Raw genomic sequence first — 14,823 nt, forward strand, 5'->3', positions numbered from 1 at the left:
GACCCGCACATGGCACCGGCCGGCTTTGCCTCCGACGCGATGGACCGACCGCACTTCATCGGCATCGGCGGCGCCGGGATGTCGGGCATCGCGAAGATCCTCGCCATGCGCGGCTCACGGGTCGCGGGCAGCGACTCCAAGGACTCCCCGACCGTCGAGGCGCTGCGCGAGCTCGGGGTGACGGTGCACATCGGCCACGCCGCCGGGCACCTGGCGGCCGACGCCACCAGCGTGGTCGTCTCCAGCGCCATCCGCGCCGACAACGCCGAGCTGGTCGCCGCCGCCGAGCGCGGCGTCCCGGTCATACACCGCTCCGACGCGCTGGCCGGCCTGATGGACGGCGCCCGCCCGATCGCGGTCGCGGGCACCCACGGCAAGACGACCACCACCTCCATGCTGGCCGTCTCCCTCACCGCCCTCGGCCTCGACCCGTCGTACGCGATCGGCGGCGACCTGGACGCCCCCGGCTCCAACGCCCACCACGGCGGCGGCGAGATCTTCGTCGCCGAGGCGGATGAAAGCGACCGCAGCTTCCACAAGTACGCGCCCGAGGTCGCGATCATCCTCAACGTGGAGCTCGACCACCACGCCAACTACGCCTCGATGGAGGAGATCCACGAGTCGTTCCAGACCTTCGTGGAGCGGATCCGGCCCGGCGGCACCCTGGTGATCTCCGCCGACCACCCCGGCGCCCGCGAGCTGACCGGCCGCGTCACCGGCCGCGAGGGGCTGCGCGTCCTCACCTACGGCGAGCACCCGGACGCGGACGTACACGTGCTGGGGATCACCCAGCACGGGCTGACCAGCGAGGTCACCGTGGCGCTCGCGGACGCCCTCGGCGGCGCCGAGCTGACCTTCACGGTCTCCGTCCCCGGCCGCCACTACGCCCTCAACGCCGTCGCCGCCCTGACCGCGGGCGCCGCCCTCGGCGTCCCCGCCCGCGAGCTGGCCCCCGCCCTCGGCTCGTACACCGGCGTCAAGCGCCGCCTCCAGCTCAAGGGCGTCGCGGCCGGGGTGCAGGTCATCGACTCCTACGCACACCACCCCACCGAGATCTCCGCCGACCTCGAGGCGATCCGCGGCGGCGCGGGCGACGGCCGGGTCCTGGTGGTCTTCCAGCCCCACCTCTTCAGCCGCACCCGCGAGCTGGGCGCCGAGATGGGCGAGGCCCTCGCCCTCGCCGACGCCAGCGTCGTCCTGGACATCTACCCCGCCCGTGAGGACCCCGTCCCCGGCATCACCAGCGCCCTGGTGATCGACGCCGCGGCCCGGCACGGCGCGGACGTCGCCGCCGAGCACGACCGGACCGCGATCCCCGGGCTGATCGCAGGAATGGCCAAGCCCGGTGACCTTGTTCTCACCATGGGCGCCGGCGACGTCACGGACCTCGGTCCGGAGATCCTCGCCCGCCTGCGGAGCGTCGAGAGCGCCGAGAGCTAGGAGATTCCATGCCGTACGAGATCGACAAGCCGGAAGAGCAGTGGCGCGCGGAGCTGGACCCGCAGGAGTACCACGTCCTCCGCGAGGCCGGCACCGAGCGCGCCTTCACCGGTGAGTACACCGACACCAAGACGACCGGCGTCTACTCCTGCCGGGCCTGCGGGGCCGAGCTGTTCACCTCGCAGACCAAGTTCGAGAGCCACTGCGGCTGGCCGTCCTTCTACGACCCGGCCGACTCCGCCGCCGTCGAGCTGATCGAGGACCGCACGCACGGCATGGTCCGCACCGAGGTCCGCTGCGCCCGCTGCGGCTCCCACCTCGGCCATGTCTTCGCGGGCGAGGGCTACCCGACCCCGACCGACCAGCGTTACTGCATCAACTCGATCTCGCTGCGGCTGGAGCCCGGGGAGGGCTGACCCGGCCCCGCCTGGCCGCCGCCGCACCGCAGCACCACGGCCGTCTCAGGCGGCAGCCGCAGGGTGCCGTCCGCGGCGGGCGGGTCGGTGGGGCGCCAGGCGGCGACGACCTCGGCGCCGTCGGCGGCGGGGGCGCCGAGCCGGGCCTGTGCCGGGCGGTCGCGCGGGTTGACCAGGACGTACAGGGGGCCGCGCCGGAAGCCGAGACAGCCGTCCGCGGCGACGGACAGCCCGGTGGCGGACCACCACGGGTCGGCCAGGGCCGGTTCGGCGCGGCGCAGCGCGATCAGCCGCCGGTACCAGCCGAGCAGCTCCGCGTGCGGCTCGCGGTCCGGCTCGGACCAGTCCAGGCAGGAGCGCAGCCGCGTCGCCGGGTCCTGCGGGTCGGGGATGTCCTCCTCCGCCCAGCCATGGGCGGCGAACTCGCGGCGCCGGCCGCGCCGTACGGCCTCGGCCAGCTCCGGGTCCTGGTGGTCCGTGAAGTACTGCCAGGGCGTGCCGGCCCCCCACTCCTCGCCCATGAAGAGCATCGGCGTGAAGGGGGAGCACAGCACGACCGCGGCCGCGCAGGCCAGCAGCCCGGGGGAGAGCCGGGCGGAGAGCCGGTCGCCCGTCGCGCGGTTGCCGATCTGGTCATGGGTCTGGGCGTAGCCCAGCAGCCGGTACGAGGGGGTGGCCAGGGTGTTCAGCGGGGCGCCGTGGGTCCGGCCGCGGAAGGACGAGTAGGTGCCGTCGTGGAAGAAGCCGCCGAGCAGGGTCTTCATCAGGGCGTGCGGCCCCTGCTCGGCGAAGTCGGCGTAATAGCCCTGTCGTTCGCCGGTCAGCAGGGTGTGCAGGGCGTGATGGAAGTCGTCGTTCCACTGCGCGTGCAGCCCATGGCCGCCCGCCTCGCGCGGCGCCGTGGTGCGCGGGTCGTTCAGATCGGACTCGCCGATCAGGAACAGCGGCCGGCCCACCTCCACGGCCAGCGCGTCCACGGCGGCGGACAGCTCGGCGAGGAAGTGGCGCGCCCGGGTGTCGCGCAGCGCGTGCACCGCGTCCAGCCGCAGCCCGTCCAGGCGGTAGTCGCGCAGCCAGGCGAGGGCGCTGCCGAGGAAGTACGCGCGGACCTCGTCCGAGCCGGGGGCGTCCAGGTTGACGGCCGCGCCCCACGGCGTGTGGTGGGTGTCGGTGAAGTACGGGCCGAACCGGGGGAGATGGTTGCCGGAGGGGCCCAGGTGGTTGTGGACCACGTCCAGCACCACACCGAGGCCGTGGCCGTGCGCGGCGTCGACGAAGCGCGCGAGCCCCTCCGGCCCCCCGTACGGCTCGTGCACGGCCCACGGCGCCACCCCGTCGTACCCCCAGCCGTGCGTGCCCGGGAACGGGCACACCGGCATCAACTCGATGTGGGTGACGCCCAGTTCCGCCAGGTGCGGCAGGCGCTCGGCGGCCGCGTCGAAGGTGCCCTCACGGGTGAAGGTGCCGATGTGCAGCTCGTACAGGACCGCGCCCGGCAGCGCCCGCCCCCGCCACTCCCGCCGCCATGGGAAGCCCGCGGGGTCGACCACCGCGCTCAGGCCCTCGGGGCCGTCAGGTTGGCGGCGGGAGCGCGGGTCGGGCAGCGGTGCGCCGCCGTCCAGCGCGAAGCCGTAGCGCGCGCCGGGGCCGGCCTCGGCCGCCGCCCGCCACCACCCCTCCCGGGCCGGGTCGCGCTCCATGGGGTGCGTATGTCCCTCCAGCCGGAGCCCGACCCGCCCGGCGCGCGGCGCCCACACCTCGAACAGCACAGACCTCTCCTCACCTCATCGGCGTCCGGGGAACCATGCTGCGCGACGCGGGGCGCGCCGCGCAGCAGGAACGCCGCGATGAGGTCGGATGAGCTCAGACGAGGTCGATGCGCTCCTGGGTGATGGGATAGCCCGCCTTGGCGAAGTGCCTGGCCATCGGGAGGTTGGGCTGGTCGGTCGCCGCCGCGATCTTCGTCGCGCCGCGCTCCACCAGGTCGTGGGTGCACTCCACCAGCAGGTCGTACGCATAGCCGTGGCCGCGCTGTCCCTCGACCACCCCGATGTAGCCGACGCACGGGCCGGTCGGGTTGTGCGCGGGCACCTGGATGCCGACCAGCTCGCCCTCCGGCGTCCACGCCAGCCGCCACCACTCGCGCGGCGACGGGCACCAGTTGAGGAAGTCCATCAGCTCGCCCACCGCGGCGCCGACGCCCCCCTGCGCGATGGCCCGCAGGTCGTGTGCGTCGAGCGTGCCCGGCATGACGCGGCGCAGCACGTCGGCGATCACCGCGTCATCGGGCTCGGGACGGAACTCCAGCCGCCCCTGCCGCTCGGGCAGCCCGCACTCGGGCGTCCACTCGTAGCGGTAGCGCTCCACCAGCAGCTCCATCCCGCCGGCGACGGCGGCGTCGATCCGGGCCTGTGCCGCCGCCCGCTCCTCGGGCCGCTCGCGCCAGCCGGGCGGCGCGAGCAGGCTGAACTCGGCGCGCAGCGGGGCGGTGCGCAGCAGCTCCGCCGCCGCGTCGGCCTCGCCCTCGGCGAAGTCGAACCAGTCCAGCGCGGTGGGCTCCGTGGCGTCGGCCACGCCCCACCAGGCGGCGCGGGCGACCACGCGGCCGTCGCGCAGCGCGACCCAGGTCCAGTCGGGGCGGTATTCGCCGCCCTCGGCACGGGTGCGGTAGGTGTGGCCGAAGCGGCCGCGGCCGACGAGCGCGGGGTCTTCCAGGGTGTTGAAGAGATGTGCGTCGCCCTCGGTGAGCGCGCGAATGACCAGCTCGGTCATGGGATTCCTTCCGGGAATACGATGCGCTCCCGGTCGGATCGGAGATCAGACTTCAGGGACGCCCGGTGGACAAGGGGCGGGAGCGCGGGTACGTGATGATGTCCATGGCTCTCGCCTCCTTCCTCGATCATGGGCGTGCCCGCACACTATGCGGGCCGACGGGTTCATGTCCAGGCGTTTTCCGGGGCGTGCCCGACGGGGACGGCTCAGGGCTGCGCCAGATAGTCGGCGAGCGCGCCCCGGTTGCGCTGGAGGTCGTCGATGCGCTCGTCCACGGCCGCCAACTCCCGTTGGAGGGTGGCCCGCACGGCCGGGCACCAGTCGAACCCCGGCTGCTCGCCCCGGACGCACGGCAGCAGCGTACGGATCACCTCGGTGGACAGCCCGGCGCTCAGCAGGGCGCGGATCTGCCGCACCGTGACCACCGAGCCCTCGTCGTAGTCGCGGTAGCCGTTGGGGCCGCGCCCGGCCTCGAGCAGCCCCTGCTCCTCGTAGTACCGCAGCAACCGCGTGCTGACCCCGGTGCGCCGGGACAACTCCCCGATCAGCATGCGCCCTGCCATGCGTTCCGCCCCACTTCCGAGCTTGACCTTTCCATCGGTGTGAGCCCTTAACGTCATCTCGCGGGCGGTTATTCCGCGTCTCGCGCGCCCGTTCAGCCGATTCCGTCATCCGTTGGAGCGTTCATGACTTCCTTTGTCGCACACCGTAACGGCCGGGCGGCGACCGCCGAGGAGCTGGCGCCGCTCGCGTTCGCGGGCTACGCCCACTTCACCGCCATGCAGGTGCGCGGGGGCCGGGTCCGGGGCCTCGACCTCCATCTGGAGCGGCTGCGGACCGCCTCGGTGGAGCTGTTCGGCCGCGCGCTGCCCCACGACCAGGTGCGGTCGTATCTGCGGGCGGCGCTGGAGGCCGGTCCCGCCGACCTCTCGCTGACGGCCACGGTCTACTCCCCGGCGGGGGAGTTCACGGCGGGCGGCGAGGCCAGGCTCGATGTGCTGGTCCGCACCGGACCGCCCGCCTCCGGCCCGGAGGGCCCGCTGGCGCTGGCGGCGGTGGAGCACGAACGATTCCTCCCGGCCGTGAAGCACGTCGGCGAGGTGGCCAAGACCTACCTCCTCCGCCGGGCCGTCGCGCAGGGCTTCGACGACGCCGCCTTCGTCGACCGCCGGGGCCGGCTCAGCGAGGCGACGATCTGGAACCTCGCCTTCTGGGACGGGGACGCGGTGGTGTGGCCCGAGGCCGAGGTGCTGGGCGGGATCACCATGAGCATCGTCCGCCGGCAGCTGGACGGCCTCGGCGTCCCCCAGCGCGTCCAGGAGGTCACGCTCGCCGACCTGCCGGAGCTGGCCGGGGGCGTGGTCATGAACTCCTGGACGCCGGGTGTGGCGGTGCGCCGGATCGGCGCGGTGCCCCTGCCCGAGGCACCGGCCTTCCTGGACCTGCTGCACCGGGCCTACCGGGCCGAACCGCTCACCGCCCCGTGAGGGTCCGGACGGACGTCAGAGGCTTTGGCGGACGTCAGCGGACGTCGGCGGACGTCATTCGAGCAGGCCCGCGTCGTGGGCCAGCAGCGCGATCTGCACCCGGTTGTTGAGATCCAGCTTGGTCAGGATCCGCGACACATGCGTCTTGACGGTCGCGACGCTCATGAACAGGCCGGCGGAGATCTCGGCGTTGGACTTGCCCTGGCCCACGGCGACCGCGACCTCGCGCTCCCGGTCGTTCAGCCGGTCCAGCCGCCCCCGGGCCCGCTCCCGCCGCCCCTCCCGGCCGGAGCCCGCCACATGCTCGATCAGCTGCTGGGTCACCGCGGGGGACAGCACCGGCTCGCCCGCGGCCACCCGCCGTACGGCCGCGACGAGCTGGGCGGGCGGGGTGTCCTTGAGCACGAAGCCCGCCGCTCCGGCGCGCAGCGCCCGCAGCACATGCTCGTCCGCGTTGAAGGTCGTCAGGATCACCACCTCGGGGGCGGGTTCGCGCCGCCGCAGCTGCTCGGTGGCGGCCAGCCCGTCCACCGTCGGCATGCGGATGTCCATGAGGACGACATCGGGGGTGTGGCGGTCCACGAGCGCGTCCACCTCGGTGCCGTCGGACGCCTCGGCGACGATCTCTATGCCGGAGGACGCGCCGCCGAGCATCAGCCGCAGCCCGGCGCGGACCAGCGGGTCGTCGTCGACGATCAGCAGGCGGATCGGGGCGGGGGCCGCCGCCGGTGCGGGCGTGGGGGATTCCGGAGGGGATGGGCTCATGCGGGCCACGGTAGCCAGGCGTGGAGCCGGAAGTCCCCGGTGTCCGAAGGGCCGCACTCCAGCCGCCCGCCCGTCAGCGCCGCGCGCTCGGCCAGCCCGGCCAGGCCCTGGCCCGAACCGGGGATCGTCCCCGGCCGGTCCTCGTGATCCGGCGGCGCACCGGGTGCACCGGGTGCACCGGGCGTACGGGCGGGGGTGCGGGCGCGTACCGGGGCGCGCACGGGATTGCGCACCTCCACGGTCAGCCCCTCGCCGGGCGCTCCCGACGCCGTCACCGCCACCTCCGCGTCCGGCGCGTGCTTGCGCGCGTTGGTCAGCCCCTCCTGCACGATCCGGTACGCCGTACGGCCCGTGGCGCCCGGCACGGCCGCCGCGCCCGCCCCGGCGACGCCCGCGTCGTCCGACAGCGTCACCCGCATGCCCGCCCGGCGCGACTCCTCCACCAGCCGCGGCAGATCGGCGAGGGTCGGCTGGGGCCGGTCGGGCGCGCCGTCCGCGGCGGCGGGGTCAGCGGCGGCGTCCGGGGCCCGCAGCACGCCGATCACCTCGCGCAGGTCCTGGAGCGCCTGGTGCGCGCTGCTGCGTATCACCCCGGCGGCCTCGGCCACCTCCTGCGGGGACGCGTCGGCCCGGTACTCAAGCGCGCCCGCGTGCACGCTCAGCAGGGACAGCCGGTGCGCGAGCACGTCATGCATCTCCCGGGCGATCCGCTCGCGCGTCAGGCGCTGCGTACGCTCGGCGCGCAGCGCCGCCTCCGCCTCGGCCCGCGCGGCCCGGTCGCGCAGCGATTCGAGCAACTGGCGCCGGGAGCGCACGTACATGCCCCAGCCGATGGCGCCGCTGACGAGCAGCGCCCCGAGAAGCACGTTTCCGGTGTAGTCGAGGTCGGGGTCGGGGCGTACCGCCGGGGCGACGAAGATCTGGGCCAGCGCCGCCCCGCCGACCCATGCGACCGTACGCAGCGGCCGGTGCACCGCGACCGTGAACAGCGCCACGAGCAGCGGCCCCGAGACATAGAACGCGACCGTGCCGACGGCGAGCAGGACCAGCGCCAGCCCGACCGGCCGGCGGCGGCGCAGCCACAGTGCGAGACAGGCCAGGACGCCCGCCATCACGTCGGCGAAGAGCGCCTCGTCGGAAAGCGCGGGGTCCGTGGCCGTCGACTCGGAGGTCGTCAGCGAGAACAGGGCCGCGAGCGAGATGCAGCACACGTCCACGATCCAGTCGCGCAGCGCGCGGCGCTTTCCGGCGTTCGCCGTCGGCGCGGCGTCCGAGCTGCTCATACCGCTGAATGTAGTGAGGAGGGACGGGCCCCGTCGCCGCCTCGGACGCGGGTATCGACCAAAGTCGCAGGGCCTTAGACCTTTGGCCGACCCGCGTCCGCCGGTCCGCCGCCTAGCCTCGAACACATGAGAAACGCATGCGAGTTGGTGGGCGGCATTCTGCTCTTACAGGGGCTCGTCGGGATCGTCCACGAGCTCATCGGCTGGTTCCGGGTGATGGCGGTGATCCGTTTTCTGCCGTTCCTGGACGGCTATGAGCTGTACGCGAGTATCGGGCTGGCCGTGGTCGGCTTCATCGTGGTGGCCGTCGCCGAGGAGTCGGGCGAGCGCCCGTCCGGTCCGCTCATATCTGGTGCAGACCGCGCCCCGCGAGAGTGAGGAAGGCCTCGCCGACCGCCTCCGAGAGGGTGGGGTGCGGATGGATGTGGCGGGCCACGTCCGAGGGTTCGGCGTCCCAGCCCACGATCAGCTGGCTCTCGGCGACCATCTCCGAGACATGGGGGCCGACGAGATGGACGCCGAGGACCCGGCCGGTGCCCTCGCCCGCCCGCTCGGCGACGACCTTCACCATCCCGCCCTGGCCGTGCACCATGGCCTTGGCCACCGCGGTCAGCGGCATGGTGTTGACGACGACGTCGTGGCCCCGCTCGCGCGCCTGGGCCTCCGACAGGCCGACCGCGGCGGTCTGCGGGCTGGAGTAGGTCACCCGGGGGACGGTGTCGTAGTCGACGGGTTGGGGTCGGGGTGAGCGGCCCGCCAGGGTCTCGGCCACCAGCAGCCCTTCGGCGAAGGAGGCGTGGGCCAGCCCGAGCGAGGGCGGCGGCAGCAGATCGCCGACGACATGGATGCCCGGCACCGCGGTCTCCAGCCGCGACCAGTCGGCGGGGGCGACGAACCCGCGCTCGTCGGTGGTCAGTCCGGCGGCGCCCAGGCCCAGGCCGTCGGTGACCGGGGCGCGGCCTACGGCGACGAGCAGCCGCTCGGCGTCGAGGGTGCGCGGCTCGCCGCGGGCCGGGCGGACGGTGGCGCGCACCCCGTCCGCGTACGGCTCGGCGTTCTCCAGCCGGGCGCCGGTCAGCACCTCGATGCCGCGCTTCTTCAGCCCGCGCGTCAGATGGCGGCTGACATCCGCGTCCTCCAGGGGCAGCAGCCGGTCCGCCGCCTCGACGAGGGTGACCTGCGCGCCCATGGAGCGGTGCAGTGAGGCGTATTCGACGCCGATCGCGCCGCCGCCCAGCACCAGGACGGAGGCCGGGAGTCCAGGGGCGAAGAGGGCGTCGTCGCTGGTGACGACCTGGCGGCCGTCCGGCGGCAGGCCGGGGAGGGCGCGCGGGCGGGAGCCGGTCGCCAGCACGATGCCGCGGCGCGCGGTCCACTCGCCGGCCGCGCCCGCGTCCGTCTCCGTGCTGGTGGGCTGGATGCGTACCGTGCGGGCGCCGGTCAGGGCGGCGGAGCCGCGCACCACGCGGACGCCCGCGTGGGACAGATGGCCCTCGACGCCGCGATGGTTGCGGGCCACGATGTCGTCGCGGGTCGCGGTCAGCGCGGACCAGTCCACGGCGTCCAGGGTGGCCTTCACCCCCCACCGCTCACGCGCCTCGGAGATGCCGTCGACCAGCTCCGCGGCGTGCAGCATGGCCTTGCTGGGGATGCAGCCGCGGTGCAGACAGGTCCCACCCACCAGGTCGCGTTCCGCCAGCACGACGTCGAGACCGAGGGTGGCGGCGCGCAGCGCGGTGCTGTAGCCGCCGGTCCCGCCGCCGATGACGATGATGTCCGTCTCATGCATGGGTCCACCCTGTGCCCATAGCGAGGCATGAGTCCAAGGCAAAGTTTCTCTGGATACGATGAATTTTCTGCATGACAGGAGGGGGAGGGCGGGGGCCCGATGAGTCTGCGTCAGATGGAATATCTCGTGGCCGTGGTCGAGGAGGCGTCCTTCACCCATGCCGCCGAGCTGCTGGGCGTCACCCAGTCCGCGCTCTCCCACCAGATCAAGGCCCTGGAGCGGGAGGTCGGCGGGGCGCTGCTGGAGCGGCTGCCGCGCGGAGTGCGGCTGACGCCCATGGGCCGGGCGTTCCTTCCGCACGCCGAGTTCGCGGTGCGCAGCGCCCGGCAGGCCCGCCGCGCCGCGCGGGCGGCGGCCGGGGCGGCGGGCGGTGAGCTGCATATCGCCACCCTGCACGCGTTCGCCATCGGGGTGCTCCCCGAGGTCCTCGCGCGCTGGCGGCGCGGTCATGGGCAGGTGTGCCTGGTGGTGCACGAGTACGCCACCGGCGAGGAGCTGCGGGAGCGCATGGAGCGAGGGGTGGCGGATGTCGCGGTCGGTCACCGCCCCAAGGCGTGGCAGGGGCCCGTGGTGTCGCTGGGCGAGGAGGAGCTGGTGGTGGTCGTGGAGCCGGACGACCCGCTGGCGAAGCAGGAGTCCGTGCGGCTGGCCGAGCTGGCGGACCGGGACTGGGTGCGATGTGCGCTGGAGCCGATGGTCGAGGGGCGGCGCTTTCTGGACCTGGCCTGTGAGCAGGCGGGCTTCACCCCTCGTACCGGCGCCCACACCGAACACACCTCGACCGCCGTGCGGCTGGCCGCGGCAGGGGCGGGGGTGCTCATCGCCCCGGCGCATGTGGCCGCGGGGTACGACTGCGCGGTGCTGCCGCTGGATCCGCCCTGGCGGCGCGAGCTGACCGCGTTCTCCCGGGTCGAACTCACCGGGGCCGCGGCCTCCTTCGTCGGACTGCTGGACCGGCGGTGGTGGGGGCGGACGGGGAAAGGCCGGCCTGCCGCCCACGAGGGGGAAGGGGGCGGCAGACCGGCTGGGTGAGGTGCACCTGACAGGGCGGAGGAGCGGATCAGGGCACCGTGCGGATCGGTTCGGGTCGGGGCAGCGAGCCGTGCGGGTCGGCGCGCTGCGTGGGATCGGGTCAGTGCACCATGCAGATCGGCGCGGCCGCCGCGTCGGGTGAGCCGCCACTGGCCGCATAGCCGAAGGTCGTCGACGCCCCGGCCGCCAAGGAGCCGTTCCAGTCGGCGTTGGTCACCGATGCGGCCGAGCCCGTGGCGGTCAGTTTGCCGTTCCAGACGCTGTCCACCCGCTGCCCGGATGGCAGTGTCCAGTCGACCATCCAGGAGGAGATGGGGGTGGCGCCGGTGTTGGCCACCGTCACCTCGGCCTGGTAGCCGCCGTTCCAGGTGCTGGTGGTCTTCTGGGAGGCGGTGCACTTGGCCGTCGGCGGGTTGGTCGGGTCGCTGCCGCCGCTGGAGGCGCCCGGCACCGTCACCTCACCGTTGCCGCCGTCGAAGACCACGTCGGAGCAGCTGTAGAAGGTCTCCTGGCTGTCCGAGCGGGTCCAGACGGTGTAGATGATGTGGCGGCCGCTCTTGCCCGAGGGCAGATTGGCGGTCCAGGTGTACTTGCCGTCCACCGTGCCGACCGGGCCCGACTGCGGCGGGTCCGTCACCGTGTTGAACGGCTGGTCCTCCAGGTCGTTCCAGGTGAGCGGCTTCGTCGGGTCGATCGCGTTCTTGGTGACGTAGCTGCGGAACGAACCGGGGTGCGCGGCCCAGGAGTTGTAGGTGAACTGCATCGACTTGCCGGCGGTCAGATGGGTCACCGGCCAGTCGTTGCTGCCCAGGTCGAAGCCGGAGAAGTTGTAGACGGTGGCCGCGCCGCTGCACAGCTGGCCGTCCGGGATGAAGCCCTTGGTCCGGCCGGCCCCGTCCGAACGCAGCACCGCGAACCAGTTGTAGAACGGGGTTGCCCCGCTCTTGTCGAACGCGGCCTTGCAGGCCGGGTTGGTCGGCTTGACCTCTCCGGTGCTGGACAGGCTGTACTTCCAGCACAGATAGGTGCGGCTGCCCGGTGCCATCGGCGCGCCGTGCGCGGAGGCGCTGCCGCCACCGAAGAAGACCAGCCCGAGGGCGGGCAGCACACCGAGCAGGACCAGCAGAACGGACCGGCGGGCGCGGGAGGGGCCCGGCGGGCGAGCGGGACGTGCGAGAGCCATCAATCGTCGTGGCATTGCGCTTCTTCTTCCCTTCGACGCGAACGGGTCAGGAACCGTCGTATGGGAGCGCTCCCAAGTTACTTTGTGAAGGTAGCGCCGTCCGGAGTACGTGTAAATGCTTTAGGCCGCGAACGCAGCACGAGTTCTGGCGGACCGTCAGTTACGGATCAGCAGGGCCACCGGAAGTTGGCCGAAGAGCTCGCCGAGCGGGCTGCTGCCCTCGGCCGCCCGCCCGGTCAGCAGATCGCGCCAGCGCCCCGGCGGCAACGGCAGCGCCGTGCCCCGCCAGCCACCCGCCTCGGCGAGCCGCCGCGACAGCCGGGTGACGGCGGTGACCGCCCCGCCGCCCCCGCCCCCGTCTTCACCCTCGCCCTCGCCCCGGCCGTCCGTCCGCAGAAAGGCCACGCAGTGTGTGGCCGCCGGGCCCTCGGCGGCCAGCGGGATGTACGCGCCCGATGGCCCGAACCTCCGGGGCCGGCGCCTCCGCAGCCGCAGGGCCGCCGCGGTCAGCAGCAGCTTCTCGGCCGACGGCCCGTCAGGCCCGCGCCCGGCGTCCAGCTGGGCGAGCAGCTCGGGGCGCGGCTCGGGCGGGCGGCGGTTGTCGGGGTCGACCAGCGCGGCATAGCTGTGCTCGGTGCCCATGTAGAGGTCCGGCACGCCCGGCATGGTCAGCTGAAGCAGCGCCGCGCCCAGCGCGTTGGCGCGCGCGGGGCCGTCCAGCGCGCCGCCCAGCGCCGCCCAGGCCGCATGGCCGGGGTCGCACGGGCCCGCCTTCAGACAGGCGGCGACCTCCTCCTCGTACGCCGGGTCCTGTTCGGTCCACGTCGTCCGCAGCCCCGCCTCCCGCACCGACTTGAGCAGCGCGGGGACCAGCCGCTCGCCGTCCGCGGAGCCCAGGCCCACCGCGGTCTGCCACGCCGTCCACACCAGATGGGCATCGGGAGCCGCCGCGGAGCCCGGCGCCTCCCGCTCCTCCGCGTCCACCGCCGCCAGCAGCCGCTCCCAGCGCTCCGGGCACTCCGACAGCGCCGCGAGCCGCGCCCGCACGTCAGCGCTGCGCTTGGTGTCGTGTGTGGACAGCACCGTGCCCGTCGTGGGCCAGTCGGCCTGGAGCCGGGTGGCGAACGCGTGGAACTCCGCGGGGGAGACGGCGGGGTGCCCCGGGTCGCCGCCGACCTCCGCCGCCGAGAGCAGCGGGGCGTAGCGGTAGAAGGCGGTGTCCTCGACCGACTTGGCGCGCAGCGCGGCGGCGGTCTGCGCGAAGCGCGCGCAGAAGTCGCGGTGGTGCGGCCCGTCCCCCAGTCTGCCGAGCGCCGCGTCCCGCACCGTGAACACCGCCCGCGCCTCCTCCGGCACCGCGAACGCTCCCCGCGCGTCCTCCGCCGCCCGGGTCAGCATCTCGGCGTCCGCCCGCGCCGCCGGGGCGTCAGGCGAGACATACGGGCGGTAGACCGGCAGCCGCACCAGCAGCTCGTGGATCGCCGTGCGCAGCGCCCAGGGCGCGTGGTCGCGCAGGGCGGGGTCGGGCGCGCAGATCTTCACGGCCGAGCGCGTCAGCCGCTCCACCTCGGCGGCCAGCTCATGGGTCACCACGCGCCGCGCGGCGCGCCGCACGGTGGCCGGCCAGTCGCCGCCCAGGTCCTCCGGGGGTGCGGCGAAGGCACGGTAGAGCGCGGTCAGCTCGGCCAGCCCGCCCGGGTCGACGAAAAGGCCGTCGATGTGGTGCAGCGCGTCATAGCCGGTGGTCCCGGCGACCGGCCAGCGCGCGGGCAGTGGCTCGCCCCGGCCGAGGATCTTCTCCACGACGGTCCACCGGCCGCCGCCCGCCGCGGCCCGCACCTCGCGGTCCAGATGCCGCAGATAGCCCTCCGGGTCGGCGAGGCCGTCCGGATGGTCCACCCGCAGCCCGTCGATCACTCCGTCGCGCATCAGCTCCAGCAGCTTTCCGTGGGTCGCCGCGAAGACCTCGGGGTCCTCGACCCGCACCGCGACCAGCTCGGAGATGGTGAAGAAGCGCCGGTAGTTCAGCTCCGTACGCGCCAGCCGCCACCAGCCCAGCCGGTACCACTGCCGGTCCAGCAGCGCGGGCAGCGGCGTCTCCTCGGTGCCGGGCCGCAGCGGGAACTCGTGGTCGTGGTAGCGCAGCACGTCGCCCTCGACCCGCAGCTCCGCCAGCTTGTCGCCGAGCGGGCCGCCGAGCACCGGCAGCAGCACCTTGCCGCCGTGCCGGCCCCAGTCGATGTCGAACCACCGCGCGTATGCCGAGGCGGGGCCGTCCCGCAGCACCTCCCACAGCGGTTGGTTGAGCCGCTCCGGCGCGGGCACCGCCATGTGGTTGGGGACGATGTCGACGATCAGCCCGAGCCCATGGTCGCGCGCGGCGCGGGCGAGGGCGCGCAGCCCCTCCTCGCCGCCCAGCTCCGCCCGCACGGCCGAGTGGTCGACCACGTCATAGCCGTGTGTGGAGCCGGGCACGGCCTCCAGCACCGGCGAGAGATGCAGATGGGACACGCCGAGCGAGGCCAGATAGGGCACGGCCTCGCGCGCCGCCCCGAAGGGGAAGGCGGGCTGGAGCTGTAGCCGGTAGGTGGCGGTCGGGGCGGCGGCCCCGGGCGCGGTGCGGTCGGACGTCATAGAACGTACGTACCCACAACGC

The 14,823-nt window shown here is 74.0% G+C and carries 13 protein-coding genes; 5 read left to right on the top strand and 8 right to left on the bottom strand.

Going from position 1 to position 14,823, the window contains the following annotated elements; genetic code table 11:
* Window positions 1–9: 9 nt before the first annotated feature.
* On the top strand, window positions 10–1,440 hold the full coding sequence (murC, locus tag ABTY62_RS08655; protein ID WP_352128680.1) for a UDP-N-acetylmuramate--L-alanine ligase: 1,431 nt from the start codon (window positions 10–12) through the stop codon (window positions 1,438–1,440).
* An 8-nt stretch (window positions 1,441–1,448) separates the two neighbouring features.
* A complete protein-coding gene (gene msrB, locus ABTY62_RS08660) occupies window positions 1,449–1,856 on the top strand; it encodes a peptide-methionine (R)-S-oxide reductase MsrB (protein ID WP_352128681.1) in 408 nt (135 codons plus the stop codon).
* On the opposite strand, the gene treZ is transcribed toward msrB, so the two are convergent.
* From treZ to ABTY62_RS08675, 3 genes are all read right to left on the bottom strand, one after another.
* The gene (treZ, locus tag ABTY62_RS08665) at window positions 1,808–3,625 is read right to left on the bottom strand and encodes a malto-oligosyltrehalose trehalohydrolase (RefSeq protein ID WP_352128682.1); all 1,818 of its coding nucleotides are present in this window, start codon (window positions 3,623–3,625) and stop codon (window positions 1,808–1,810) included. The genes msrB and treZ overlap by 49 nt on opposite strands.
* 94 nt (window positions 3,626–3,719) lie before the next feature.
* Window positions 3,720–4,628, bottom strand: a complete 909-nt coding sequence (locus tag ABTY62_RS08670; protein ID WP_352128683.1) for a GNAT family N-acetyltransferase — start codon at window positions 4,626–4,628, stop codon at window positions 3,720–3,722.
* A gap of 206 nt (window positions 4,629–4,834) precedes the next feature.
* The gene (locus tag ABTY62_RS08675; RefSeq protein WP_352129017.1) at window positions 4,835–5,179 is read right to left on the bottom strand and encodes a MerR family transcriptional regulator; all 345 of its coding nucleotides are present in this window, start codon (window positions 5,177–5,179) and stop codon (window positions 4,835–4,837) included.
* A gap of 135 nt (window positions 5,180–5,314) precedes the next feature.
* On the opposite strand from ABTY62_RS08675, the gene ABTY62_RS08680 reads away from it, so the two are divergent.
* Window positions 5,315–6,115 (top strand): aminotransferase class IV family protein, encoded by an 801-nt coding sequence (locus ABTY62_RS08680; RefSeq protein WP_352128684.1) that lies wholly within the window; start codon window positions 5,315–5,317, stop codon window positions 6,113–6,115.
* Between the two features lie 54 nt (window positions 6,116–6,169).
* Here ABTY62_RS08680 and ABTY62_RS08685 read toward each other — a convergent pair whose 3' ends face one another.
* Window positions 6,170–6,880, bottom strand: coding sequence for a response regulator transcription factor (locus ABTY62_RS08685; protein ID WP_352128685.1), 711 nt, complete (start codon window positions 6,878–6,880; stop codon window positions 6,170–6,172).
* Window positions 6,877–8,163 carry a sensor histidine kinase gene (locus ABTY62_RS08690; protein WP_352128686.1) on the bottom strand — a complete coding sequence of 429 codons (1,287 nt, stop codon included), beginning with the start codon at window positions 8,161–8,163 and terminating at the stop codon, window positions 6,877–6,879. The genes ABTY62_RS08685 and ABTY62_RS08690 overlap by 4 nt, the downstream gene beginning before the upstream one ends.
* A 126-nt stretch (window positions 8,164–8,289) precedes the next feature.
* Between ABTY62_RS08690 and ABTY62_RS08695 the strand changes: the two genes are divergently transcribed.
* Window positions 8,290–8,541: a hypothetical protein gene (locus ABTY62_RS08695; protein ID WP_352128687.1), complete on the top strand. Its 252-nt coding sequence runs from the start codon at window positions 8,290–8,292 to the stop codon at window positions 8,539–8,541.
* On the opposite strand, the gene lpdA is transcribed toward ABTY62_RS08695, so the two are convergent.
* A complete protein-coding gene (gene lpdA / locus ABTY62_RS08700) occupies window positions 8,507–9,952 on the bottom strand; it encodes a dihydrolipoyl dehydrogenase (protein ID WP_352128688.1) in 1,446 nt (481 codons plus the stop codon). The genes ABTY62_RS08695 and lpdA overlap by 35 nt on opposite strands.
* A gap of 99 nt (window positions 9,953–10,051) precedes the next feature.
* Here lpdA and ABTY62_RS08705 point away from each other — a divergent pair, with 99 nt between their 5' ends.
* Window positions 10,052–10,984 (top strand): LysR family transcriptional regulator, encoded by a 933-nt coding sequence (locus ABTY62_RS08705; protein WP_352128689.1) that lies wholly within the window; start codon window positions 10,052–10,054, stop codon window positions 10,982–10,984.
* A gap of 100 nt (window positions 10,985–11,084) precedes the next feature.
* Here the strand turns inward: ABTY62_RS08705 and ABTY62_RS08710 are convergent, their stop codons facing one another.
* Window positions 11,085–12,182, bottom strand: a complete 1,098-nt coding sequence (locus tag ABTY62_RS08710; RefSeq protein ID WP_352128690.1) for a lytic polysaccharide monooxygenase auxiliary activity family 9 protein — start codon at window positions 12,180–12,182, stop codon at window positions 11,085–11,087.
* Window positions 12,183–12,323: 141 nt separating this feature from the next.
* A complete protein-coding gene (gene treY / locus ABTY62_RS08715) occupies window positions 12,324–14,801 on the bottom strand; it encodes a malto-oligosyltrehalose synthase (RefSeq protein ID WP_352128691.1) in 2,478 nt (825 codons plus the stop codon).
* Window positions 14,802–14,823 lie beyond the last annotated feature (22 nt).

This window comes from Streptomyces sp. NPDC097640 (assembly GCF_040302705.1).
GTDB lineage: Bacteria > Actinomycetota > Actinomycetes > Streptomycetales > Streptomycetaceae > Streptomyces.

Coding starts and splice junctions, on each gene's coding strand:
- murC (WP_352128680.1), top strand. CDS start 10: ATGGCACCGGCCGGCTTTGCCTCCGACGCGATGGACCGACCGCACTTC.
- msrB (WP_352128681.1), top strand. CDS start 1,449: ATGCCGTACGAGATCGACAAGCCGGAAGAGCAGTGGCGCGCGGAGCTG.
- ABTY62_RS08670 (WP_352128683.1), bottom strand. CDS start 4,628: ATGACCGAGCTGGTCATTCGCGCGCTCACCGAGGGCGACGCACATCTC.
- ABTY62_RS08675 (WP_352129017.1), bottom strand. CDS start 5,179: ATGCTGATCGGGGAGTTGTCCCGGCGCACCGGGGTCAGCACGCGGTTG.
- ABTY62_RS08680 (WP_352128684.1), top strand. CDS start 5,315: ATGACTTCCTTTGTCGCACACCGTAACGGCCGGGCGGCGACCGCCGAG.
- ABTY62_RS08685 (WP_352128685.1), bottom strand. CDS start 6,880: ATGAGCCCATCCCCTCCGGAATCCCCCACGCCCGCACCGGCGGCGGCC.
- ABTY62_RS08690 (WP_352128686.1), bottom strand. CDS start 8,163: ATGAGCAGCTCGGACGCCGCGCCGACGGCGAACGCCGGAAAGCGCCGC.
- ABTY62_RS08695 (WP_352128687.1), top strand. CDS start 8,290: ATGAGAAACGCATGCGAGTTGGTGGGCGGCATTCTGCTCTTACAGGGG.
- lpdA (WP_352128688.1), bottom strand. CDS start 9,952: ATGCATGAGACGGACATCATCGTCATCGGCGGCGGGACCGGCGGCTAC.
- ABTY62_RS08705 (WP_352128689.1), top strand. CDS start 10,052: ATGAGTCTGCGTCAGATGGAATATCTCGTGGCCGTGGTCGAGGAGGCG.
- ABTY62_RS08710 (WP_352128690.1), bottom strand. CDS start 12,182: ATGCCACGACGATTGATGGCTCTCGCACGTCCCGCTCGCCCGCCGGGC.
- treY (WP_352128691.1), bottom strand. CDS start 14,801: ATGACGTCCGACCGCACCGCGCCCGGGGCCGCCGCCCCGACCGCCACC.